Here is a 23330-nt window from a genome sequence, read left to right on the forward strand (position 1 = left end):
GGCAATTGCCATGGTGGCGGACGCTGGGGGAGTGCCGGCGAGGCGCGGCATACGCCGCCTCAGGCCGGCGCGCGCCACGCTCGACGGCCTGTCGCAAGCCGGCACCTGGCTGAAGCGATTCCTAAGCAACCCGCAAGCCAACCTGGCCGGCCTGGAGCCGGGCCTGCGCAAGGCGATCCCCTTCCTTGCGGTGCTGTTCCTCATCATCCTGGCTTTCGTGCGGTTCGTCTCGCTGATGGAGCATCGCGGCGCGATCGAGACCGCCGCGCGCGAACGCCTTGCCGTCACCGCAACCATGCTGCGGCTGGAAGACGCGCAAAGCGGCGCCGAGGGCGCCACGGCGGCGGCCAGTGCCCGGCGCCTCCTGTCCGAGGCGCTGCCCCTCGGCATCGCGGACCACGGCGCGAAGGCCGTGGTGACGGATATCTCCGGGCGCATCGTTGCCTCCACGTCCGGTACGGACCCCCTGGTCGGGCGGATCGCGGCGGAATCCCTGGGCCAGGCTGAGGCGCTGCTGGTCTTCGGCGAGCAGGCCGGCGTCATGCGCACCGAGATCGAAAGCGAGGTATCGCTGATCGCCGGAAGCATCCTCGAAGCGCCGCTGGGTGCCGTCGTTCTGATTCAGCCGGAGCGGGCTCTTTTCGCCGACTGGCGGCGCATCGCCTCCATCAACGTCACGCTGTTCGCGTTGACCGGCATCGTGCTCCTGACCATTCTTCTCGCCTATTTCCGCCAGTCGGCGCGCGTGGCGATGACGGACGCCATGCTTGCCGAAGCGCACCAGCGCGTCGACACCGCCCTGTCGCGCGGCCGTTGCGGGCTTTGGGACTGGGATCTGGCGCGCGGACGCATGTACTGGTCGCGATCCATGTACGAAATCCTCGGCATGCGTCCGCAGGAGGGCGTTCTTTCTTTCGGAGAGGTATCGCGCCTGATCCATCCGGACGATGGCAGCTTCTTCGAGATCGCACGGCAGATCGCATCCGGACGCCTGGTCAATATGGAGCGCTCCTTCCGAATGCGCCGCTCGGACGGCCAGTTCATCTGGCTGCGCGCGCGCGCCGAGGTCGTTCGCAACGCGCAGAACGATATCCATCTGATCGGCGTGGCGGTCGATGTCAGCGAAAACCAGACGCTGGCGCGCATGACGAACGAGGCGAATACCCGGCTGCAGAACGCGATCGAGAACATCTCGGAAACCTTCGTGTTGTGGGACAGCCAGGATCGGCTTGTTCTGTGCAACTCTAAGTATCAGGAGGTCTTCGGCCTCTCCGACAGGGATATCGCACCCGGCGCGACGAAGGACAGCATCTCGGCCCGATCGCGCAAGCCGATCGCCGAACGCAAGCTGACCAGCCCCAGCTTCGTGGCGGGCGAACGCGCGTCGGAGGCGTTGCTGGCGGATGGCCGATGGCTGCAGGTATCCGAGCGCCGAATGGGCGACGGCAGCTATGTGTCCATCGGCACCGACGTTACGCAGCTCAAGGTGCATCAGGAACGGCTAAGCGACAGCGAGCGGCGTCTGATGGCCACCATCAACGACCTGTCCGCAGCCCGGCGCGACGCCGAGGCCAAGGCACGCGCCCTGTCCGAAATGAACGAAAGCTACATCGTCGAGAAGGACAGGGCGGAAGGCGCGAACCGCGCCAAGACGACCTTCCTTGCCAATATGAGCCACGAGCTGCGAACGCCGCTGAACGCCATCATCGGCTTTTCCGAGATCATGCGCGACTGCGCCTTCGGGCCCATCGGCAACGAAAAATACAGCGAATACGCATCCGATATCCATCAAAGCGGGCACTATCTCCTCAAGCTCATCGACGACATCCTCGACATGTCGAAGATCGAGGCCGGCCGCATGGTCATGGCGCTGGAAGAGATCGATGTCGGCGCCGTCACCGGCGAGGCCATCCGCATTCTCGAAGTGCAGGCGGCGGCCAAGAAGCTGACCCTCAAGCGTGAGCTTGCAGCCGAGATGCGCCTGAAAGGGGACCGGCGGGCGATGAAGCAGGTTCTGTTGAACCTGATGTCCAACGCGGTGAAGTTCACGCCCGATGGCGGCACGGTACGGCTGCGCACACGCATAGCCGGAGGCCATGCGCTGATCTCCATAGCCGACAGCGGCATCGGCATCCCGGCATCGGCGCTGTCGAAGCTGGGCCTTCCCTTCGAGCAGGTCGAGAACGAGTTGACCCGCACGAACAAGGGAACAGGCCTTGGCCTGGCGATTGCCCGCTCGCTGGTGGAGTTGCAGGGCGGTTCGATGCGCATTTCCAGCCGGGTCGGCCGGGGAACGGTCGTTTCGTTCCGGATGCCGCTCCTGTCGCAAACCGGCGCCGAAACAATCTAGCGTATCGGCGCGCCCCGCCCTGCCCGATCAGCCGGCCTTGGTATCGGCCAGGGGCAACAGATCGTCGAAGGCGGCGCGCACGATTGCCGCGCGCCGGGCGATTTCGGGCTCTATACCGGCAACCTCATCCTGCCCGATCGCCCGCGCCATGCGCTCCGCGAGACCCCGTGGAAGATCGTCCACCGTCCGCGCACTGCCGGTGCCGAGCCGGTTCAGCTGCACGATACGCGTGAACAGGCGCATCGTCTCTGCCAGCCTGCGATCGGCCAGTTCGGGACGCGCCTTCTGCAACGCATCGAGGATGTCGGCCGTCGAAGCGCCGATGAGCGTGTCCGCGACCGCGCCGGACAGGATTGCCCATTGCGCGATGAATTCCAGGTCGATCAAGCCGCCGGGAATGAGCTTCAGGTCCAGCGGACCGCGGGGTGGCTTGTCGCGGCCGATCCGCATCCGCATCGCAGCCACATCGCCGGCAAGCCCCGCGTCATTGCGATGCGTGTCGATGGCTTCGCGGATGATGGCGCCAACCTCTTCCATCAGCATCTGTCCGCCGACGATCGGACGCGAGCGGGTGAGCGACATGCGCTCCCAGGTCCAGGCCTCTTCACGCTGATAGCGGCGGAAAGCGTCCACATGGGTCGCCAGTGGCCCCTTGTTGCCGGAAGGCCGCAGGCGAAAATCCACTTCGTAGAGGACCCCCTCCGCCATCGGCGACGTCATCGCGGAAATCAGGCGCTGCGTCAGCCGCGTATAGTAGGTGGACACGGGCAGCGGCTTTTCGCCATCCGACTCCTCGGTATCCTCGTCATGATCGTAGAAGAGGATCAGGTCCACGTCGGAGGACGCCGTCAGTTCGTGGCTGCCGAGCCGTCCAAGCCCCTGGAGACCGATCCGCCCGCCGCGCACGCGGCCATGACGCAGGGCGAATTCCGCTTCCACCGTGCGCAGCAGAGCCGGGATGATCGTATCGGCAAGATCGGACAGAGCGGTACCCGCTTCTTCCCCCTCGATGGCGCCCGACAAGAGACGCACCCCGATCAGGAACTTCTGTTCGTTGGCGAAGATGCGCAGCCTGTCGAGGCGGTCCTCGTGTGATGGGGAATCTGCAAGGAAGGCATCCAGCCTCTCGCCGATCAGCGCGCGGGTCGGCAGCTCTCCGTAGAAGGTCGGGTCGATGAGGGCGTCGAAGACGTGGGGCCGCCGCGCGATCGTTTCCGTCAGGCCCGGCGCGGAGGTAAGGATCAGCGCCATGAGATCCAGAAGGCGCGGGTTGGACGTGATGAGGGCAAAGAATTGCAGGCCGGCGGGCAGCCCGGCGAGGAAGCGGTCGAAGATCGCGATTGCGGCATCGGGATCCCGCCCTTGCGCAAAGGCGGACAGGATGTTGGGCAGCATCCTGGCGAGTTGTTCGCGGGCTGCCTCCGAACGCATCGCACGATAGCGGGCCGCGCCCCATCCAGAGACGATGTGAGCGATATCCTGCGGCCTGCGATAGCCGGCCTCCCGCAACCACTCCAACGCTTCCTCGTCCGATTCGTCGGTGAGCGCGGCCACCACGGCCGGCACGTCGCAGGCCTCCTGCCGCCCGGCGAACAGGCGGGCGAACCGCTTGTCCACGCGCGCCAGATGCATCAGCAGGGTGCGGGAGAACAGGTCGAGCGATGGAAATCCCGCCAGAAGCGCCACCCGGGCAAGATCATGGGGTGCGTCGGGCAAGGTATGGGTCTGCTCGTCTGCCATCATCTGCAGCACATGCTCCACATGCCGCAGGAACCAGTAGCTTTCGATCAGTTCGGCGCTGTCATGCGGGGAGATCCAACCGCCGTCGGAAAGCCGCTGCAGCGTATCCACCGTGCGCCGCTGGCGCAGCTCGGGGGCCCGCCCCCCGGCGATGAGTTGCTGCGTCTGGGCTATGAACTCGATTTCGCGGATGCCGCCACGGCCCAGTTTGACGTTGTGTCCGACAACGCCGAGACCGCTGAAACCGCGGTGCCTGTCCATGCGGTCCTTCATGTGCTGGATGTCGCGGATAGCGGAAAAATCCAGATAGCGACGATAGACGAAGGGCGTCATCGCGGTCAGGAATTCGTCGGCGGCGGCCGTGTCGCCGGCGATGCAGCGCGCCTTTATCATCGCCGCGCGCTCCCAGTCGCGGCCGGCGCTTTCATAGTAGATCAGGGCTGTCGGAAGCGGGATGGCAAGCGGCATGGCCGACGGGTCCGGCCGCAACCGAAGATCCGTCCGGAACACATAGCCCTGGCCGGTGCGTTCCCCGATCATTTTGACCAGGCGCCTTGCCAGCCGCGAGAACATCTCGACGCATTCGGGCGGATCCACGATGGCCGGAACATCCGGATCGAATATCAGGATGAGATCGATGTCGCTGGAATAGTTGAGTTCGCGCCCGCCCAGCTTGCCCATGCCCAGCACGAACAAGCCGCATCCCAGCTCGGGCCTGTCCGGGTCCGGAAGCTGCAATTGTCCGCGCCGGTGCAGGTCGACCAGGCAGAAGCGCAGCGCGCGGCTTGTGCAAGCCTCGGCTAATGCCGACAAATGACGGGTGACATAGTCCTCGTCCTCGGCCCCGAACAGATCCAGCAGCGCAACGAGCAGGCTGAACTCGGACTTGGCAAGGCGCATTGCCGCCATCTCGCCCTTTTCGCCGGCATCCGCTGCCAGCGGTTGGGCAAGCTCGCGCAGGATGTCCGACAGACGGGCCTGGGCGGATTCATCGAACAGACGCTCGAGCCATTCGGGATGGGCGAGCAGCAGTCCGTTCAGGTAGGTCGACAGGTCCATGACGGCGCCCAGCCGCCGGCGATCCGCCGTATCGCGCGTAAGGAAGCGGGCGAGCCGTTCGCAGCCGGCTTCGGCCGCCGCCGCGCCGAGATCGGCAAGCCAGGTCTCTGCCCGCGCCGCATCCATTGGGACAAGCTCCGCCTGCCCGCCGATCAGACTGTCCGTCACGCCCATGCCCCTCCCCCTTACGCCGGGGAGCTTATCCCGTCGGGGAATTCGATCACAACCCGCAACCCGGGCGCCCCATCTTCGATATGTACCGCGCCGCCATGCAGGCGCGCGATGGCCTGGACCAGCGACAGGCCAAGCCCGGAACCGGGTTTGGTCCGGCTGGAATCCAGCCGATAGAAGCGCTCGAACACGCGTTCGCGCTGCGCCTCGGGGATACCGGGTCCATTGTCCGCGATCACCAGACGGCAGATGCCCTCCTGCCTCGCCACGGATACCAGGACCTCGGACGCGCCGCCGGCGGCGACACCGTATTTCAGCGCATTGTCGATCAGGTTGGAAAGCGTCTGCGCGATCAGCTCGCGGCTCACCATCGCCTCCACCGGGCCAGGAGCATCCACCCGCAAGGTTGCGCCGGCCTCTTCGGCCAGAGGCTCGTACAGCTCGGCGACATCGGCCACCATGGCGGACAGGTCGACCTTGACCTTCTCCACAGGGTGAGAGCCCGCCTCCACCCGCCCGATCATCAGCAGCGCGTCGAAGGTGCGGATCATCTGGTCGGCTTCCGCCACCGCGGCTTCCAGCGCCTGGCGCGGATCGGCCTGGCGATCCACCAGGGCTGCCTCGGCCCGGTTGCGCAGACGGGTCAGCGGTGTCTTGAGGTCATGGGCGATATTGTCGGATACCTGGCGCAGCCCTTCCTGCAGCAGGGCGACGCGCGCCAGAAGGGCGTTCATGTTTTCGGACAGGCGGTCGAACTCGTCGCCGGCACCCGTGACCGGCAGTCTCTCGTTGAGATCGCCCGCCAGGATGCGGCGCGACGAATGAGACATGAGGTCCAGCCTGTGAAGGGCATGACGGCCGACGAACAGCCAGGCGAACAGCGCGCCGGCGCCCATGAGGCCGAGCGCCAGCACGAGCGCGTCGCGTACGACCGTGCGGATGCGCTCGATATCCGTCGTATCGCGGCCGACGAGAACGCGCATGCCGTTGGGAAGCGTCACCACCTCGGCGACCGCCATGTGGTAGCGGTCGGATTCGTCCTCGGTGAAGCGCTCGTATCCGAACGGGCTTCCGATAAAGCCCGTCTTGTCGAGCACACCGAAATCCAGGCTCTGCACATTGCCGGACAGGATCCGCCCGGTCGGATCGGTGACGAGGTAGAGCGAGGCGCCCGGCTGGCGGGACCGCTGGTCGATGGACCGCACGAGCGCCACGATGCCGCCCCGACCGTAGACGCCGCCGAGCTCGCGGATCTCGTCGGAGATGACCGCCCGGCTCTGCTGCTGCAGGATACCGGCCGCCGTTGCCGTGACGTAGACGACGAGAACGATGGCGAAGATGGCGAACAGCGTCAGGAACACCGCCGAGAGGCGGACGGACGTCATCCGCATCAAGGCGCACAATCTCCGCACCGGCGTCAGTCCGTTCGCATGATGTAGCCGGAGCCCCGAACCGTGTGAAGCAGCGGCGAGGAGAACTCGCGCTCGATCTTGGAGCGCAGGCGGGAGATGTGCACGTCGATCACGTTGGTCTGGGGATCGAAATGATAATCCCAGACATTTTCCAGAAGCATGGTGCGGGTGACGACCTGGCCCGCATGCTTCATCAAATATTCCAGAAGCCGGAATTCGCGCGGCTGCAGGATGATGGGCTTGCCGCCGCGTCGAACCTCGTGGGACAGCCTGTCCAGTTCCAGGTCGCCGACCCTGTAGGTGGTTTCCTGGTCCCTGGCGCCGCGACGGCGGCCCAGCACCTCCACCCGCGCCAGAAGCTCGGAAAAGGAGAAGGGCTTGGTGAGGTAGTCGTCGCCACCGGCGCGCAGCCCCGTGACCCGATCGTCGACCTGCCCCAGCGCCGACAAAATCAGCGCCGGCGTCTGGTTGCCCTTGGCGCGAAGCCCCGAAATGAGCGACAGGCCATCGCGGCCCGGCAGCATCCTGTCGACGATCCAGACGTCATAGCCCTGCGTATCGGCAAGGTTGAAGCCTGTATCGCCATCGGCGGCACGGTCGGCCACGTGGCCGGCTTCCCGCAGGGCCTTGACCAGATAGGACGCCGCTTCGTTGTCGTCTTCGATGAGCAATATTCGCATGGGGCAAGGTGTAGCGCCGTTCGGCGCCCCTGAAAACTCCGTCGTGCCGGCCATCTGCATCGCCCTGACCCTCACTTGTGCAAAGTAAGGCGGCGCAGGATCGAACCCGCGCCGCCGTGCCTGACTTTCCGCGATCAACCCTCGTCGATCGGCAGGGCGACGAAGCGGTTCTGATCGCCGGAGCGGATCTGGAACAGGGCCGCCTTGCGGCCGGCATCGGAGGCGGCCTTGATGGCCGACTCGATATCGCCCTGGCTCCGGACTTCCGTCCCGTTGACCGCTACGATGACGTCACCCACCTGCACGCCCCTGGTGGCCGCTTCGGAATCCGCGTCGATATCCGTCACCACGACGCCGTCGCCATCGTCGGAGGGGGTCAGCTTGAGGCCATAGCCCGCCAGCGCCGACGGGTCGGTCGGAACGCTGCGCTGCGTGCCGTTTGCCGAAGCCGATTCGTCCAGCGACGACAGATCGCCCAGCGTGACCTTGAGGTTTTCCGCCGCGCCATTGCGCCAGACGGTGATATCCACCTCGGCGCCCGGACGGAAGTTGGCGATATCGCGGGCAAGCTCGCGCGGCGTGTCCACCGTCTGCCCGTTGACCGCGGTGATGACGTCGCCGGTGCGGATGCCGGCCTTGGATGCCGGCGTCTCGTTGTCGGGTAGGGTGACGATAGCGCCCTTGTCCTCGCTCAAGCCGACGGCGTCGGCGATGTCCTGGGTAACCGGCGCGATCTGCACGCCCAGCCAGCCGCGCTGGACGGAGCCGTTCTGCCGCAGAGAGTTGATGACGTTCTGCGCGGTCGAAGCCGGAATGGCGAAGGCGATGCCGACATTGCCGCCCGACGGCGAGTAGATGGCCGTGTTGACGCCGACCACCTTGCCTTCGAGGTTGAAGGCCGGACCACCGGAATTGCCACGGTTCACCGCCGCATCGATCTGCAGGAAGTCGTCGTAAGGGCCGGCGCCGATGTCGCGGCCGCGCGCCGAGATGATGCCGGCGGTCACCGAGCCGCCGAGGCCGAACGGATTGCCGACGGCCACGACCCAGTCACCGACCCGCATGCGCGTGTCGTCGGCGAAATCGACATAGGTGAACTTGACGTCGTCCTCGTTGACCTTCAGCAGGGCGAGGTCGGTGCGCGGGTCCGTGCCGACCAGCTCCGCATTGTATTCCTTGCCCTTGTCCGTGACGACGGTGAAGTTGTCGCCATCCGCCACGACGTGGTTGTTGGTGACGATATAGCCGTCGTCGGAGATGAAGAAGCCCGAGCCCTGCGCCATGCTCGGCCGCTGTTGCGGCCTGGGCCCCGGCCGGCCCTGCGGTCCGCCCGGCTGGCCCGGGTTGCCGAAATCGAAGAAGCGGCGCAGCGGATGATCTTCAGGAAGGTTGTCGAAGGGCGACTGCATGCTTTCCCCGCGCGAGGCGACGGGGCGGGTTTCACCACGCACCCGCACCGACACGACGGCCGGGGAAACCTTGTCCACCACGTCGGCGAAGCCGAACTGCTCCTTGGGGTTTTCGACCGTCACCGGCTGGGCATTGGACGGGTAGGTGTTGGTTAGAACGCCACCGAAGGCAAAGCCGGCAATGCCGGCAGCCAGCGCGGCGGCACTGACACGGCGCTTCAAGCGGGAGTCCAGGAGCGTTTTCATCGAGCGACCTCTCAAGAGTGCTGAAACCAGTGGGGACAGCCGTCGCGCCGTCCCTGTCGCATCGATGTATAGTGGCGGCAGAATTACGGTAGCTTTGCCGCCTCATGAAATGTTCGTAAGGTTCCTCAACGCCCGCTCTTCCTCTTCCGTCAGGCGTGACTCGCCGCGATGCCGGCCGCGTGCGCGCACCAGAAGGAAAAGCAGCCCGGCCAGCAGCAACAGCACCGGAAAGCCCCACAGGAGGGCCGTGCCGAGGCGGAAGGGCGGGCGCAGCAGCACGAATTCGCCATAGCGATCCGTGAGGTACGACAACACCTCGCGGTCGCTGTCGCCGGCCTCCAGCCTTTCCCGCACCAGCAGGCGCAGATCGCGGGCCAGCGGCGCATCGCTGTCGTCTATCGACTGGTTCTGGCAGACCATGCATCGGAGCCCGGCCGAAAGCATCCGGGCGCGGGCCTCCAGCGCCGGGTTTGCGAGCACTTCGTCGGGTTGCACGGCGTGGGCGGGCAGCAAGGTGGCGCATAGGACCAGAAGGGCGAACAGCAGCCTCATGCGCCGGCCTCCAGTGACGCGGGCTTGCGCCGGCGTGCCGGCGCGCCGACGCGCAGACGCCGGTCTGCAAGGGAAACCGCGCCACCAAGCGCCATCAGCACGCAGCCATACCAGATGAGCGTCACCAGCGGCTTGTACCACACACGCACGACATTGGCGCCGCCATTGGCAGACGCATCCCCGAGCGACACGTAGGTCTGGCTGAAGACATGGGTGTAGATGCCCGCCTCGGTCGTGGGCATCTGCCGGGCCGGATAGAAGCGCTTGGCGCTTTCGATGGTGACGGTGCTCCATCCGTCGCGTACCAGCGCGAAAATGCCGACGTCGTCATGGTAGTTGGGGCCCTGGCGGGATTCCATCCGTTCGAAACGCAGGATATTGCCACCGACCTGCACCGTATCGCCGGGCGCCATCACCGTGACCGTCTCGGTTTCGAAGGCGCTGACGGCCACGATACCGAGCAGCGTCACGCCAATGCCGAAATGCGCCAGCGCCGTACCGAAGGCCGAGCGCGGCAGTCCCTTGAGGCGGGACAGGGCAATGCGCCACGGCGCCTTGGGCAGGCCGGAGCGGTAGCCGAGGTCGGCCAGGCTGCCCAGCATGATCCAGAACGCCAGCCCGAAGCCGAAGGCGGCGAGGATGCGCGTGCCGTGCGTCAGCGCCAGGGTGATGATGGTAACGGCCAGCGCCGCCCCCGCGACGGCGTAAAGGCGCTGGGCCGCGGCGGCCAGATCCGCCCGCTTCCAGGCCAGCAGCGGCCCGAAAGGCATCGCGAACAGAAGCGGCAGCATCAACGGCCCGAACGTCATGTTGAAGAAGGGCTCGCCGACAGAGATCTTCTCGCCCGTCAACACTTCGAGGCCGAGCGGGTAGAGCGTGCCGATCAGCACCGTGGCGGTGGCGGTGGTGAGGAAGAGGTTGTTGAAGACGAGCGCCCCCTCGCGCGAGATCGGCGCGAACAATCCTCCTCCCTCCAGCTCGCTGGCGCGGAAGGCGAACAGTGCCAGCGAACCGCCGATGAAGACGAACAGGATGGCAAGGATGAAGACGCCTCGCTCCGGATCCACCGCGAAGGAGTGAACGGAGGTGAGCACGCCCGACCGCACCAGGAATGTGCCGAGAAGCGATAGCGAGAAGGTCAGGATCGCCAGAAGGACGGTCCAGATTTTCAGCGCCGAGCGCTTTTCCATCACCAGCGCCGAATGCAGCAGTGCCGTGCCGGACAGCCACGGCATGAAGGAGGCGTTCTCGACCGGGTCCCAGAACCACCAGCCGCCCCAGCCGAGTTCGTAGTAGGCCCAGTACGACCCCATGGCGATGCCGGCCGTCAGAAATACCCAGGCCGCCAATGTCCAGGGCCGCACCCAGCGGGCCCAGGCGGCGTCGATGCGGCCGTCGATCAACGCGGCCACCGCGAAGGAGAAGGAGATCGAGAAACCGACATAGCCGAGATACAGGAGCGGCGGATGGATGGCGAGGCCGATATCCTGCAGGATCGGGTTGAGGTCCTGCCCCTCGATCGGCGCCGGAAATATGCGGGTGAACGGGTTGGAAGTGAACAGGATGAAGGCCAGGAAGGCCAGCGTGATCCACCCCTGCACCGCCAGGACGTTGGCCTTCAGAGTGGCCGGCAGGTCGCGGCCGAAGCTGGCGACCAGCGCGCCGAAAAGCGCCAGGATCAGCACCCAGAGCAGCATCGAGCCTTCGTGATTGCCCCAGACGCCGGTGATCTTGTAGATCATCGGCTTCAGCGAGTGCGAATTCTGGACGACGTTCAGAACCGAGAAATCGGAACTGGCATAGGCCATGGTGAGAGCGGCGAAGGACAGGCACAGAAGCGCGAAGATGCCGACGGAAGTCGCCGAGCCGGTTTCCATCAGGCGCACATCGCCGCGCAGCGAGCCCACCAGCGGAACAAGGGATTGCACGAGCGCCAGGCAGGCCGCCAGCACCAGCGCGAAATGGCCGAGTTCGACCGTCATGAGCCTGCCCCCCGGACGGCGGAGGCCGGTGGCAACGGCTCGCCCTCCTGCCAGATGCCCCGCGCCTTCATGTCGTCGACGATTTCCTTGGGCATGTAGGTTTCATCGTGCTTGGCCAGAACCGTATCGGCCGCGAACACGCTGTCGGCGCCCAGCACGCCCTCGGTCACCACGCCCTGCCCCTCTCGGAAGAGGTCCGGCAACAGACCCGTATAGGTGACGACAACGCTTTCCACCGTATCGGTGACGCGGAAGCGCACGGTGTTTCCGTCGCGCTCCACGGACCCGGTCTCCACAAGCCCGCCGAGGCGGATGCGCTGCCCGTCGCCGGGCGCACGCGCGACGATGTCCGTTGGCGAATTGAAGAAGGCGACACTGTCGGACAAGGCCGTCAGCACAAGGCCAGCCGCCGCGGCCACCACGGCGACCATACCTGCGAGGCCGGCGGCCCGCTTCTGCTTGCGTGTCATTGCCCCTTCCCCCCGACTGCATCGGCCAGCCCGAGTTCTCCCGCCAGGGCCGTGATGTCGCTCCGCGCCGGCGTACCGGGCTTGAAGGCCCGGCCGGCCGCCTGCAGGGCAGCACCTGCCCGTTCCTTGTCGCCCAGTATGGCATAGGAGCGGATCAGGCGCTTCCAACCCTCGACGTCGCCGGGCGCAGCATCCAGCCGCGCGGCGAGGCCCGCCACCATGCCCTCGATGCGCTGACGCTGCTCTTCCGGAGGAAGCGCCGCGATCGCGGCGGCGGCATCGGGCGGCGGGGCAGCGTTCGCGCCTGAGCGGGCACGCGCCTCGGCCAGGGCCGGCTCTGCGAAGCTCCGCCATGGGGCGTCCGCCGGGCTGTCGTTCAACAGCGCCTGCCAGGCGTCTGCCGCCTCGGCAAAACGCGCCTGCTGCATGAGCTGCAGCGCAAGGAAAAAGCGCGGCAGCAACACCTGCGGGTCCAGCGCAAGGGCCGCGCTGAATGCCTCCGCAGCCTGCGCGGTGACGCGCCCTTCCGATGCCATCACCTGCGCTTCGCCGAAGCCGGACAGCCGCGCCGGATTGGGGCCCAGGAGGTCGATTGCGCGCCGGTACGCATTTACGGCCTTGGTGGCCTCGCCGTTTCGCAGATAGATCGGCGCCAGCGCATCCCACCCCTGCCCCTCGTCTGGATTGGCCGCCAGTCGCGCCTCGGCCATCGCAACCAGAGCGGCGACGTCGCCGCCATCGGGCGTGGCCTCGCGGGCGGCCAATGGCATATCGCCAGCGTCCGGCGAGCCGAAGGACAGGTAACCCGCCAAGGCAGCAGCGGGAATTGCGACCATCAGAATTGCCGCCACGGGCGCGGAGCGCGGACGGCGTTGCGGCGTCGGCCGCTCCGTGCCGGCCCCGGCCGCCTTCAGCAGCCGCCGTCCGATTTCGGCGCGGGCGATGGCTGCCTCGGGCGCGGCGATGACACCGCGTCGGACATCGGCCTCCAGCTCGTCGAGCTGCGCCCGGTACACGACCATGTCGTGTTCGGCACGATGTGCGGCAGGGGCCACCTCGCGGCGTAGCAAGGGCCAGACGCAAGCCAGACAGACAACGACCGTCAGCGCGCCCGCAATGATCCAGAACAGCATTTCCAACCCGATGCGACCGGCGATCCGAAACAGGAATTCGTGGACGGTGCCCGACCAACGCCTGGAACCGTTCCAGACGCTTTAACAAAGTGTTGCACGAAAACACAGTCACTTCCCTATCAGGAAGCGACGGAGCTCATCCGTGACGGGGAAAGTATGGACCGCTCAGGCTACCGGCGTCCAGACGTCGCCGGTGCGGCAGGCCGAGCCGACCTGCTGTACGGTCCGGCCCTGCCGCGTCACCGTATGCGTGTAGCCGCGGCAATCCTGGGAACCGACACGATAAAGTTGCGTCGGCACGACCTGGCCCGCGAAGGCGCCGTCCTGCCATGGCACGGGCTGCCCCACCGCGCCGAACTGGAGCGCCTGATACTCCGCCTTCAACGCCGCCTGCTGCGCACTTCCGCCGAGCCCCATCCCGACCAGCTCGCTGCCGAGCGCGCCCTGTGCGATCGACGGCGCGGCCGCCTGGCCGGTGCCGCGCGTCGACAGGCAGCCGCTCAGGCAAAGCGCGGCGAACACGAGAACGAGGGTACGGGCAAGACCGGGCATGGAAAACCTCTGGCGAGGAACGCACGTTGAACGTATCGGGCATTGTGCCCGTTCAAGACATTGTTCCCTCGACGGCCCGTGGCAAGAGCAATTCTGCGCGCAAGCCGCCGATGGGGGCATTGCCGAGACGAAATTCCCCGCGGTATTGCAAAACTGTATCCGCCACGATCGAAAGGCCGAGCCCGCTGCCGGGCTTCGCCTCATCCAGGCGTCGGCCACGCTTGGTTGCCTCCGCCTGCTCCTCGGGAGACAGCCCGGGTCCGTCATCATCGATGGTGACGCGGAACCGGTCGTCCCCCTCGGCATTCAGGCGCACCTCGACGCGTCCGGCCGCCCATTTGGCGGCATTCTCGACCAGATTGCCGATCATCTCCTCGAAATCCTCGCGCTCCCCGGCGAAGACGGCGCCATCCATGTCGGCCGAAAGCGACAGATCCAACGCCGGATTGAGGCGTGATACCACCTTGGCCACCCGCTCCAGCGACGGCATCACCGGGGTTCGGATGGCGGTTCCCTGCCCCAGCGCGGCAAGGCGCGCCCGGTCCAGATAGTGCTGCACCTGAACTCGCATGCGCTCGCTCTGCTCCGCGACGAGACGGCCGTGCTCTCCACCGATCGACGCCGCCTCGTTGGTCAGGACCGCGATGGGCGTCTTCAGAGAATGCGCAAGGTTGCCGACCTGCGTGCGCGCCCGCTCGACGATGCGCCTGTTGCTGTCGATGAGCGCGTTCACCTCGGCAGCCAGTGGCTGCACCTCCACCGGCAGGCGGCCGGACAAACGCTCGCTGCGGCCAGCCCGCACCTCGCCCAGGGCCTGGCGGACGCGGCGCAGGGGTGACAGTCCGTACAGGATGGCCAGCGCGTTGATGAGGATGGAGCCGGCGCCGAACCCGCCAAGATAGATCGACAGGCTGCGGTTGAACCGCGCGACGTCGGCGGCAACGACATCCGCGTTGCCCATCACACGGAACCGCGCCGCATGATTGTCGCCGTCCAGCACGACTTCGGCCTCTTCGACATAGACCGTCTCGCCGTCGAGGCCGGGCGCCTCGTAGGAGCGCCGGTACTGGCCGTCGAACGGTGCTTCAGCCGTCGTGGGGGCGGCGATCTCGCCCGGCCCCAGCGAGAAGGAGGCCAGCCGGCCGGACGTGTTGTCGCTGGCCGGAAGCACCTCCCAGTACCAGCCCGAGAGGGGTTGCGAATAGCTGAGATCGCCAAGGTCTGGAGAGCCGGACAAGACACCCGTCTCCGATACGGCGACCGTGTTGACGAGGTTGAAGAGCTGGGCGCGCACGACGCCTTCGAAGCCGGCCTCGGCCGTCTGTCGATAGAAGCTGGAGATCAGCCCGCCGACCACGATGAAGGCCGCGATGGCCCACAGGCTGGACAGGGCCACGACGCGAACGGCCAGGCTGTCCGAAAGGCGGGCGCGCAAGGTGCGCAAGGTTTCCATGCCTTACCCGTACGGCGCGGACAGGCGGTAGCCGAGGCCGCGCACGGTTTCGATCAGATCGCTGCCGATCTTGCGCCGGAGCCTGCCGATGAAGACCTCGATCGTGTTGGAATCCCGGTCGAAATCCTGGTCGTACATGTGCTCGGTCAGCTCCGACCGGGAAACGACCTCGCCTTGATGGTGCATCAGGTAGGCCAGAAGCCGGTATTCGTGCGAGGTCAGTTTCAGCGGCGCACCATCGAGCGTCGCGCGGGAGGCGCGCGTGTCGAGCCGCAACGGACCGCAGTGGATCTCAGAGGATGCATGGCCGGCCGCGCGCCGGATCAAAGCGCGGACACGCGCCAGCACCTCCTCGATGTGGAAGGGTTTGGCGACATAATCATCGGCGCCGGCATCGATGCCGGCCACCTTGTCGCTCCACCGGTCACGCGCGGTCAGGATCAGCACCGGCATGGCGCGCCCGTCGCGTCGCCAGCGCTCCAGCACTGAGATGCCATCCATCAGCGGCAGGCCGACATCGAGGATCACGGCGTCGTAAGGCTCGGTATCGCCGAGGAAATGACCTTCCTCGCCGTCGCTTGCGCTGTCCACGACATAGCCGGAATTGGCCAGCGCCACTGTCAGCTGCCGGTTCAAGTCCTTGTCGTCTTCCACCACGAGGATACGCATGGCGGCGTCCTTACTGCGGAATTGTGAGCGTTACGCGGCGCGGCCGGCCGCCATCGCGCCCCGGTACCAGCACCGTGACGATGCAGACCGTGCGCCCGCCCTGCTGGGCGGTCGTGACCGACAGCACCTGTCCGCCGGACTGGGAGGCTGCCTGGAAAGCGGCCGCAGAGCAACTGCCCTGCGCGATGGCATCGTCTGGCAGGACTGCGGCGCCTGCCGCCATCCCGGCGACCAGGCCGGCGATACGCAGTCGACCCTTCAATATACCCATGTGAGGTTCCGGCCGTGTCGTCGGTTCAATCGTCAATCCGTCATGGCGACGGCACTCATGCCAATCCGCCATCGCGATGAATAGGGCAGAAAGCTTGAATGTCGAATGAACGAACGGTGCTGCCCGTCATGCCAGCGGCCGGCGAACGGCCAGGAAGCGCAGCAAGCCGTGGTAGTTTGGCTCCTCCGGCTGGCGCCTGGCCTCGGCGAACTGCAGTTTCAGGTGCACCACACCATTGTCCGCCAACGGCAGGACCTTGTCGTGAAGGGCCTCGCAAAGCCGGTCCATGATCTCGAAGGTGGCGGCTTTGCCGCCACCGCCGGTCCAGACATGCAGTGTCAGCACGTCTTCGGCGGCATTGTCGTGCCCGCAGGTCCAGTCCACGACGGCCGTTCGGCCCAGGGTAACATAGGGAAAGTCGTGCCCCCGCACCGAGCGCCCGAAGACGTTCGGCCCCCCCAGAAGCCGCGTTACGGCGGCATCTGCGGCAAGCGTCGAAAGGATTGCGGTTTCAACTGCGGCTTCCGCCATGTCGCGCGCTCCAAGTTCCGAATACGGTCCATTCGACAACATTGGTTAATGTGGCGGGAGTTGGAACGGTTGTCCACGAGGCCGGCAAGAGAATCATTCACCTTGTCGGGAGCGTCGAGCGCCGTGGCTCAGGCCATGTAGGGCCAGTTTTGCGGCAAAGCGGGATCGCCCCCGATAAAGCGCCGTCCGGCGATGACGGAACCGGGCAGCGGCAGCATGGCCGGAGCCGCTCCACCCTCGCAGAACCGGGCGAGATCCATGATCGTCTGCTCCGACAGCAGCGCGCAACAGGCGGCATGCTCGCCCTTCGGCGCAACCGTCGTGCCGGCCCACCGCAGGAAGACGTACCATGGCGTCCGCAGCGCCCATTGGCCGGGGCACCGGGCAGGATCGAGAAAGGTGGCCGGCGTGTGCCGGGGGCCCCTTGCCGCCCTCTCGGCCGTGACGTCGGCAACGAGCCCGTAACCATCATTCAGTTCAGCCATGCGTCCACTCCACTCGTATCGAGGTCATACCCTCGATACCAATATCCTTCATATTTTCAATTTCAAATTTAGAGCCTTGTTGTTTTTCATCGCATGGCTCACAAAATTGCCACTTAAGGTTTCTTTTCAACAGACTTATCACCCTGATGACCATGTCTCGAAAAGGATTTTGCTCCTATTTTGGGCAATGAGCGGGCGCGCGTGGGGATCCCGCACGCGCCGCCCCCCTCAACGGGTCAGACCTCGCAGCCACGCCGACAGCCTGATTCCCGCATCCCAGACCATGACCGCCCCCAGGAACGCTCCGGCCAGGGAGATGATCAGCCACTTCAGGAAGCGGCTGACCGTCATGGCGGAGCGGACGAGCTCGACCCCTGAACGGATCAGGACGACGTCCTCTTCCGTCAGATGCGCGAGGTAATCCCGGATCGCAGGATCCAGCGCCGCGAATCGCGTCGTTTCCTCTTCCATCGGATCAACGCCCGATGGGCGGGTCGCACGCCAGCGCCCATAGAGCGTGCAGGCCGCGCCGATTGCCGAGCCGGTCGCCGCCAGAAGCGCGGCCCCCAAGGTCGGGTCGAACCAATCCGCCCCCATGCCGAGAAGCGGTAACAAGGGTGCCACGGCAGAGATGACGGCGCCCCAGGTGACGCGGGAACGGTACCAGCTTTCGCCATTGTTCAGGTGTTCCAGGGCCGGCAGGATATGCCGCGTCATCACCTCGGCGGCGGCAGGCACGTCCGCGGCCGTCAAAGACAGGGAGGGGCTGTCGGCAATCTGCTTCAGGGCGGCGGATACGGCAGGAGCGATCGATCTAACGGTCATGGCAGGTCCTTGCTGCATTTTTTTGGAGAACGGGTGCGGAAGGCGTCATGCGGCCTGCGGGGCAAAAAGCGCGGCCACGTCCACGCATCGGCCTTTGGCCCACAGGACCGTGCCGGCACGCGTTGCCGTGTAGACATTGGCGAAACCGCCATGGCCGTAGGTGCCGTCAAGGAATAATTTCCTTTCCAGTCGCCGCCGCGGCAGGATCGCGGCGGGCTTGCGCCATTGGAGGAATCCCTCGGCCGCCCGAGCCCGGTCCCCGCGGTTCAGCGCCTTCGTCAGGCCGGCATAGCGAATGGCCCCGGTGTTGTAGTGAAAGCTGACCAGCGCATCGAATTCATGCTGGCAGAGGGGCACCGTCACCGCCGCCTCCACTTCGGCCTCATAACGGGCGACGTCACGCCGGAACAGATCCAGCGCGGCTTCGACGCTCAGCGCACCAGGCAGGGCTTTCGGGTCGGGCGGTCCGGCTGCCGCAGTATGGCCGACGCCGACGGTCCATACCCCGACACAGTCCTTATAGGGCGACGTGACGATGCCTTCGTGTCCCGCAAGCTCGGCGAGACCCCGTAAACTCACTTTCATCAATCTGTCTCCTGAAACGAAAAAGCCCGCCGGATTGGCGGGCCTGTTATCCGGCGTCCGGCTCGGGCTCCGGCGGCGGGAAGAGGTTAGCCGCCGAGGCGACTATTCGTGGCAGCGGCGAAAGCATTTCATGCCATCGCCCGTATTCCGGATCGTACAGGAGCCGCGCCGGCACGACCCATTTTCCGATCAGGTCGCCCAGAAGCACGCGGCGGGATCCGAGCAGCGCCGTATCGTCGTTCAGGACGGTTGCCTGCGCCCGCTGCGTCGGCGTCATGACGATCCATTCCATTTCGCTCATCACGCGCCCCCGACAGCGTTGAGATAGGTTTGCAGGGCGGCGTCCATCGCCACTTCCTGCGCACTGGTTAGGCCCCCGCCGAAATAGGCGACGGCGATGCGCGCTGTGCTGAAAAGTGTTGCTGTAGACGACGTGCCGGAAAGCAGTCTCTGCGGCCATCGAATTGGACCGCCGGGTGTGGCCGGAATGTTTTTTACGATCCGGGCGCGCCCCTGCGACCTCACAGAATACTGTGTCGAGTTCTCGCGGGTTCCTCGTGACATGCCCAGCCCATTATGCCCGGCTATGAGTGACGTAGCCTGGGAAGATGATACCGACTGGAACTGGACCCGGAGCGTTTCCGACGCAGACAGCGGCACGATCTGCATCGCATAGTCCGACGTTCGACCAAGGGCGATACCGGCCTCGACCGCCACCTGGTTCACCCATATGCCGACGCTGGCACTTTCGAGCGTGAACTTTGCGACGTCCGACCCGCTCCCATCGATTGCCAGATAGGCCGCCGCACCATCTCCCTTATATCCGCGATCGACGGTGAAAACCGGCGCGGCCCCCGGCGTCAGGTTCAAGAGGTTGCCGCGCCAGTTCAGCCGCGCGGCCTGCGCGTCGTGCGCCGCCAGGACGTAGAGACCGTCGAGCGTCTGCCAGACGCCCGAGGATTTCAGATCCAGAACGAGCGTGTCGATCAGCTTCGCGCGGGCCTGGTCGGGCGGCACCGCCATCCGCGCGATGAGGGCCAGTGTATCCATGTCCGGACCGGAGGGTCGGGGGCGGTGACAGAAGGATACGCCGAGGCCGAGCCCGATGGCCGGCGCCATCAGGCGAGACCGACGATGAAGGTTGCCGTCGTGCCGGTCGCCAGCACGCGTGCCGTGCGGACAGGCAGGATCGAGCCGGCAGGGACGGCCTTGAACACGACTGCTGCACCCGTCAGCGGGTCCGCCAGGGCTATATCGCCAGCGCCGCCGACATAAACTCCTGTCGTAATATAGCCGAGGTTGGCAACATCGTTCGGCGCTACCGCGAAGAAAGCCCCGGCCGGCCCGAAGGGTGCCGCCGGAAAACTGGAATAGCGATCAGGCATGGTTCACCTCATGAAAAAAGCCGCCCTCGGCGGCTTGTGGAAACGGGCTATGATTCCAGCGCTCACCAACTGATGATGACCGCCCCGGCTCCTGCGAACGTATAGTATTGGTTAGCCTGGCTATGCTGACGCGCCGAGCCACCACCGCCCGGCCAGGGTGAGACATCCTCATACCAACCGACGGCTCGTCCACCGAGCGGCCCGCCGGCGATCCCGCTCTTCGCCTCGGGACCTCCAAGGATGGCTTGCTGGCCTCTGCCGCCATGCTGGTAGAGAGTTGTCGGCATCGGTGCGAAGCCACCGATCGCCACTTCCGAGCTGCTCTGTGCGGATTTCCCTCCGCCTGCGGTGAGAAAGGTGCCGAACGAACTGTCTCCTCCGTGTGTGCCGGGGCCATTTGCCCCCGTGGCTCCGGCTGCGCCGACCGTTACGGGAATTATCGCGCCGGGTGTCACGTCGATGTATGACGCCGAATAAGCACCGCCTCCGCCGGAATTCATCAGGGCGCTCGCTGTCCCCTGGTTGAAGCTGCTGGTACCGCCTCCTGCGCCATAAACCTCCACCCAAACGCGTTTCACACCTGCGGGCACGACCCAGTTTGTCGTACCCGCGGTTCGAAAGACGACCTTTCCGGGCGCCAGCAGCACATCGACCCGCACCTGCTCGGCGGTTCGGAGCTCGAATGCGGTGCCTGCGGCGTTCGTCCGCATGTACAGTCCGGCATTTCCCGCTGTTGGCGACGGGAAAAGCGACTTCTGAGTTTCATGCGCCGTCTTAACCGTCGTAAGGGCAGCCGACAGATTGTCGAATTCATTGTCGACCTTCTCGGCGGAAATCGTATTGCTGGGTGGCCCCGCGTTGCGGTCCGAAACGAAGTTCTGATTGCGAACAAAATTATTGCCTGCGAATGGCATGCGCCTCTCCCATCCTGCGGTCGCAGCACGACCGGCCTATGAATGTTGCATGTTGACATTTAGCGTATGGTGCCGTCAGTTCCCGGTCTGTTCCTGGCGGTCGGATCGGCGTTCAGGCATGAGATTTGCAGGCCGATGCCTCGCGCGGGGCGGCAGCGATAAGGAATATTTTCTTATGATCTGGCGACGTTGTTCCGTTATCGCGCCGCAAAGAACGGGAGAAATCGGCTTTGGCTGCCGCGAGAAGCCTGCTGGGACAAACCCACTGACGATCGAGCACAATCGCTACGAAATACCGGATCTAGCAAATCCCTTGGATCGCTACATCAAAATGGCTTTTGTCTGCTTTGTAATAACCGACCTCATTGTGGTGGGTCCGCTGCACTTTTACCGTATTTTACCGCCGCTGGCGATGTTATTTGGCATGTTCTTTGGCGCTTGGTTACAAGAACATACTGGCGGCTATGTCCATTATCGTCAGATACCAAGAATAATTCTGAACGCAATATGCACGTTCTTTCGATGAATATTTGCACTAGGCATGGAGTCATCATGATAAAATCTGAACCGGTTTCCGGAAAACGAAAATCAAAATCTGAGCGATGGGCCGAAGAACGCCTGCGACGCAGGGCCAAGTATGTCGAGGCCGGTCCCTTTGAGCGCACGAATGAGTACAAAGACTACGTACCCCCCAAACGCGGATTTAATGTCGTTTATGGGAGCTTCATCCTGTTCTTCCTCAGTTGGGGATTATGGTATCAGCTACGATCCTATGGCCTGCTGAACCTGGCCGCGCTTACAGGTGCAGTCGCGTTCGGTTCCTTTTGGAGGTATATTGAGCATCGGTTGCCTTGACTGCACTCTACTTCCATTCGGAAAACATACGGTTCTCCGATGTCGACGCCGCTTGTGCTCCCACAACGGCCGCGATTATGTTGGCCCTTCGGGCATTGACTGCATTGGAAAGTTGTGCGGATCGGGCGCCCACTGCGCGAAGCATCCCGGCATTGGTTGAAAGGAGGGCATCGGCGACTGCCTCGTCCAGCTTCTGCGGGCGAAGCTTTGCACCAACAGGCGCACCGAGGCGAACGAGGGCAGATCCGAAATTGCCTCCGGCGGCATCCGCCGCTGCGTCCACCATATCGCGGCCAAAGCCTGATGACACCGGATTTCCGCCAGCACGTAAAACCTCCGCGCCGGTTTTGAACATCTCGTCCTCACGGCCAATCTGCCGCATCAAACGCTCGCCTTTTCCTGGCGATGCGAATACCGGCAGTTCCTTTAGAGTTCGCTCTGTTTGGAACATTGATGCCCTGTTTGCCGGCGCCGTTCCCGCTGATGCCTCAAGCCGTGCAAGATGGGGATCTGCGTAGCCGACCCTGAAGCTCGATTGCTCGTCCGCCGATCGCGCCAGATAATCCGGAATGGTTTTGCCGGGGTCGGCTCGTATCCCCTGAGCGTGCATGCCGGCGTCAACAGCGTCGATCGAACGCGATGGCGCCCCGCTTTCCACCAGTTCGCGCTTTGCCCCGGCCGCAGTTTTCTGCGCATCGAATGCATCGCGCATCTGTACACCGAGCCGCTCCGACTGACTGTTCTGCCGGACGGACAGCGCTTTCGAGGCATCTGGCTTGAGTATCGATGCAAGCTTCGCCAATCTGTCACGGCCGTATTCGGCTAAGGCATCGACCACGGCAAACTGCGGCTGACCGTCAGCCGCCGCAGCTTCCAGTGAAGCCGCCAGCTCTTCGATTGTGGAATCGGCCTTTGACGCTAGTCGGCCCACCTCCGCGTCAACCGCAGGGGCGGGATTTTTCCACGCGCGTGCATAGTCAGCAACCTTCCTGTAAGCGGACTCGCCGTATTCTGCCATGTGAGGCGCAAATTTCCCGACCGCCCCTCCAATCACGGCTCCACCGGCCGCTGCACGGAGTCGTTCCTCCAAGTTTCTTCCTGATCCGAACCCGTTCACGGCACCCAGGCCCGCAGATCCCCAGGGAGTTGCCAGCTGCTTGGCTATCGTACCTGCCCTGGCAAGGCCGATACCCGACGCGACGGGGGCAGCGGCCAGACCGAGGGCGACGCCGCCCGTCAGTTCTCCTGCTATGGACGCGTATGGATGCTCGGCCCTGGCCTGTTCCAATCGTTCATTATACGTCTGATTCAAGTCGCTATACGTATCGCCGACCCGCTCCCAAAAACCCTTTCCGTTATCCTCGGTCGTCATCATCCCGTAAGGTGTCATCAAGGCGGCAGTCAGTTCGTCGCCGAAGTTCAAGGTCAAACCCTGTCCGGCATGCATCGCGAAGGCGGCCGCCGTGGAACCCAATTCATCGATCGCGCCCTCTAAGTACGAAGGGGCTTTCGGCATCGGATTTTGAAGGTTGCCCCGCGACCCGACCTGAAACCCGAAAACGTGCATCTCAACCTTCTTCTTAATAGGAATTTATTCTATA

General features: G+C 64.9%; 24 protein-coding genes. 3 read left to right on the forward strand and 21 right to left on the reverse strand.

Going from position 1 to position 23330, the window contains the following annotated elements; all coding sequences use genetic code 11:
• The first annotated feature begins 10 nt into the window (after positions 1-10).
• Entirely contained in the window at positions 11-2350 is a 2340-nt protein-coding gene (locus tag IGS74_RS15685) for an ATP-binding protein (RefSeq protein ID WP_192387324.1), read from the forward strand.
• A gap of 27 nt (positions 2351-2377) precedes the next feature.
• On the opposite strand, the gene IGS74_RS15690 is transcribed toward IGS74_RS15685, so the two are convergent.
• The 20 genes from IGS74_RS15690 to IGS74_RS15785 form a co-directional block, all read right to left on the reverse strand.
• Entirely contained in the window at positions 2378-5317 is a 2940-nt protein-coding gene (locus IGS74_RS15690; RefSeq protein WP_246722592.1) for a bifunctional [glutamine synthetase] adenylyltransferase/[glutamine synthetase]-adenylyl-L-tyrosine phosphorylase, read from the reverse strand.
• A 17-nt stretch (positions 5318-5334) separates the two neighbouring features.
• The gene (locus tag IGS74_RS15695; RefSeq protein WP_192391839.1) at positions 5335-6711 is read right to left on the reverse strand and encodes an ATP-binding protein; all 1377 of its coding nucleotides are present in this window, start codon (positions 6709-6711) and stop codon (positions 5335-5337) included.
• A 26-nt stretch (positions 6712-6737) separates the two neighbouring features.
• Positions 6738-7412 (reverse strand): response regulator transcription factor, encoded by a 675-nt coding sequence (locus IGS74_RS15700; protein WP_039192200.1) that lies wholly within the window; start codon positions 7410-7412, stop codon positions 6738-6740.
• A gap of 134 nt (positions 7413-7546) precedes the next feature.
• The gene (locus tag IGS74_RS15705) at positions 7547-9067 is read right to left on the reverse strand and encodes a Do family serine endopeptidase (protein WP_192387328.1); all 1521 of its coding nucleotides are present in this window, start codon (positions 9065-9067) and stop codon (positions 7547-7549) included.
• Between the two features lie 102 nt (positions 9068-9169).
• On the reverse strand, positions 9170-9619 hold the full coding sequence (locus IGS74_RS15710) for a cytochrome c-type biogenesis protein (RefSeq protein ID WP_192387330.1): 450 nt from the start codon (positions 9617-9619) through the stop codon (positions 9170-9172).
• Positions 9616-11601 carry a heme lyase CcmF/NrfE family subunit gene (locus IGS74_RS15715; protein ID WP_192387332.1) on the reverse strand — a complete coding sequence of 662 codons (1986 nt, stop codon included), beginning with the start codon at positions 11599-11601 and terminating at the stop codon, positions 9616-9618. Before IGS74_RS15715 ends, IGS74_RS15710 begins: the two co-directional genes overlap by 4 nt.
• Positions 11598-12071, reverse strand: coding sequence for a cytochrome c maturation protein CcmE (gene ccmE, locus IGS74_RS15720; protein ID WP_192387334.1), 474 nt, complete (start codon positions 12069-12071; stop codon positions 11598-11600). Before ccmE ends, IGS74_RS15715 begins: the two co-directional genes overlap by 4 nt.
• Complete coding sequence (gene ccmI, locus IGS74_RS15725; protein WP_192387336.1) at positions 12068-13204, reverse strand: c-type cytochrome biogenesis protein CcmI; 1137 nt, start codon at positions 13202-13204, stop codon at positions 12068-12070. Before ccmI ends, ccmE begins: the two co-directional genes overlap by 4 nt.
• Before the next feature lie 165 nt (positions 13205-13369).
• Entirely contained in the window at positions 13370-13756 is a 387-nt protein-coding gene (locus tag IGS74_RS15730; protein ID WP_192387338.1) for a hypothetical protein, read from the reverse strand.
• A 52-nt stretch (positions 13757-13808) separates the two neighbouring features.
• On the reverse strand, positions 13809-15209 hold the full coding sequence (locus IGS74_RS15735; RefSeq protein WP_192387340.1) for an ATP-binding protein: 1401 nt from the start codon (positions 15207-15209) through the stop codon (positions 13809-13811).
• 3 nt (positions 15210-15212) lie between these two features.
• Positions 15213-15878 (reverse strand): response regulator transcription factor, encoded by a 666-nt coding sequence (locus IGS74_RS15740; RefSeq protein WP_192387342.1) that lies wholly within the window; start codon positions 15876-15878, stop codon positions 15213-15215.
• Positions 15879-15888: 10 nt separating this feature from the next.
• Entirely contained in the window at positions 15889-16149 is a 261-nt protein-coding gene (locus tag IGS74_RS15745; RefSeq protein WP_246722594.1) for a hypothetical protein, read from the reverse strand.
• Between the two features lie 126 nt (positions 16150-16275).
• Positions 16276-16680: a DUF3168 domain-containing protein gene (locus tag IGS74_RS15750; protein ID WP_192387344.1), complete on the reverse strand. Its 405-nt coding sequence runs from the start codon at positions 16678-16680 to the stop codon at positions 16276-16278.
• A 128-nt stretch (positions 16681-16808) separates the two neighbouring features.
• The gene (locus IGS74_RS15755; RefSeq protein WP_039192171.1) at positions 16809-17165 is read right to left on the reverse strand and encodes a hypothetical protein; all 357 of its coding nucleotides are present in this window, start codon (positions 17163-17165) and stop codon (positions 16809-16811) included.
• Positions 17166-17393: 228 nt separating this feature from the next.
• The gene (locus tag IGS74_RS15760) at positions 17394-17990 is read right to left on the reverse strand and encodes a hypothetical protein (protein WP_192387346.1); all 597 of its coding nucleotides are present in this window, start codon (positions 17988-17990) and stop codon (positions 17394-17396) included.
• 45 nt (positions 17991-18035) lie between these two features.
• Positions 18036-18575, reverse strand: a complete 540-nt coding sequence (locus tag IGS74_RS15765) for a lysozyme (RefSeq protein WP_192387348.1) — start codon at positions 18573-18575, stop codon at positions 18036-18038.
• A gap of 46 nt (positions 18576-18621) precedes the next feature.
• Positions 18622-18876 (reverse strand): hypothetical protein, encoded by a 255-nt coding sequence (locus tag IGS74_RS15770; RefSeq protein ID WP_192387350.1) that lies wholly within the window; start codon positions 18874-18876, stop codon positions 18622-18624.
• Positions 18876-19694, reverse strand: coding sequence for a hypothetical protein (locus IGS74_RS15775; RefSeq protein WP_192387352.1), 819 nt, complete (start codon positions 19692-19694; stop codon positions 18876-18878). The genes IGS74_RS15770 and IGS74_RS15775 overlap by 1 nt, the downstream gene beginning before the upstream one ends.
• Complete coding sequence (locus tag IGS74_RS15780) at positions 19694-19960, reverse strand: hypothetical protein (protein ID WP_192387354.1); 267 nt, start codon at positions 19958-19960, stop codon at positions 19694-19696. The genes IGS74_RS15775 and IGS74_RS15780 overlap by 1 nt, the downstream gene beginning before the upstream one ends.
• A gap of 62 nt (positions 19961-20022) precedes the next feature.
• A complete protein-coding gene (locus IGS74_RS15785; protein ID WP_192387356.1) occupies positions 20023-20874 on the reverse strand; it encodes a glycine-rich domain-containing protein in 852 nt (283 codons plus the stop codon).
• A 175-nt stretch (positions 20875-21049) separates the two neighbouring features.
• On the opposite strand from IGS74_RS15785, the gene IGS74_RS15790 reads away from it, so the two are divergent.
• A complete protein-coding gene (locus IGS74_RS15790; protein ID WP_192387358.1) occupies positions 21050-21400 on the forward strand; it encodes a hypothetical protein in 351 nt (116 codons plus the stop codon).
• Positions 21401-21426: 26 nt separating this feature from the next.
• Positions 21427-21729: a hypothetical protein gene (locus tag IGS74_RS15795; RefSeq protein WP_192387360.1), complete on the forward strand. Its 303-nt coding sequence runs from the start codon at positions 21427-21429 to the stop codon at positions 21727-21729.
• A gap of 7 nt (positions 21730-21736) precedes the next feature.
• On the opposite strand, the gene IGS74_RS15800 is transcribed toward IGS74_RS15795, so the two are convergent.
• Complete coding sequence (locus IGS74_RS15800; RefSeq protein ID WP_192387362.1) at positions 21737-23296, reverse strand: hypothetical protein; 1560 nt, start codon at positions 23294-23296, stop codon at positions 21737-21739.
• Positions 23297-23330 lie beyond the last annotated feature (34 nt).

Source organism: Aureimonas sp. OT7, from assembly GCF_014844055.1.
Lineage (GTDB): Bacteria > Pseudomonadota > Alphaproteobacteria > Rhizobiales > Rhizobiaceae > Aureimonas > Aureimonas altamirensis_A.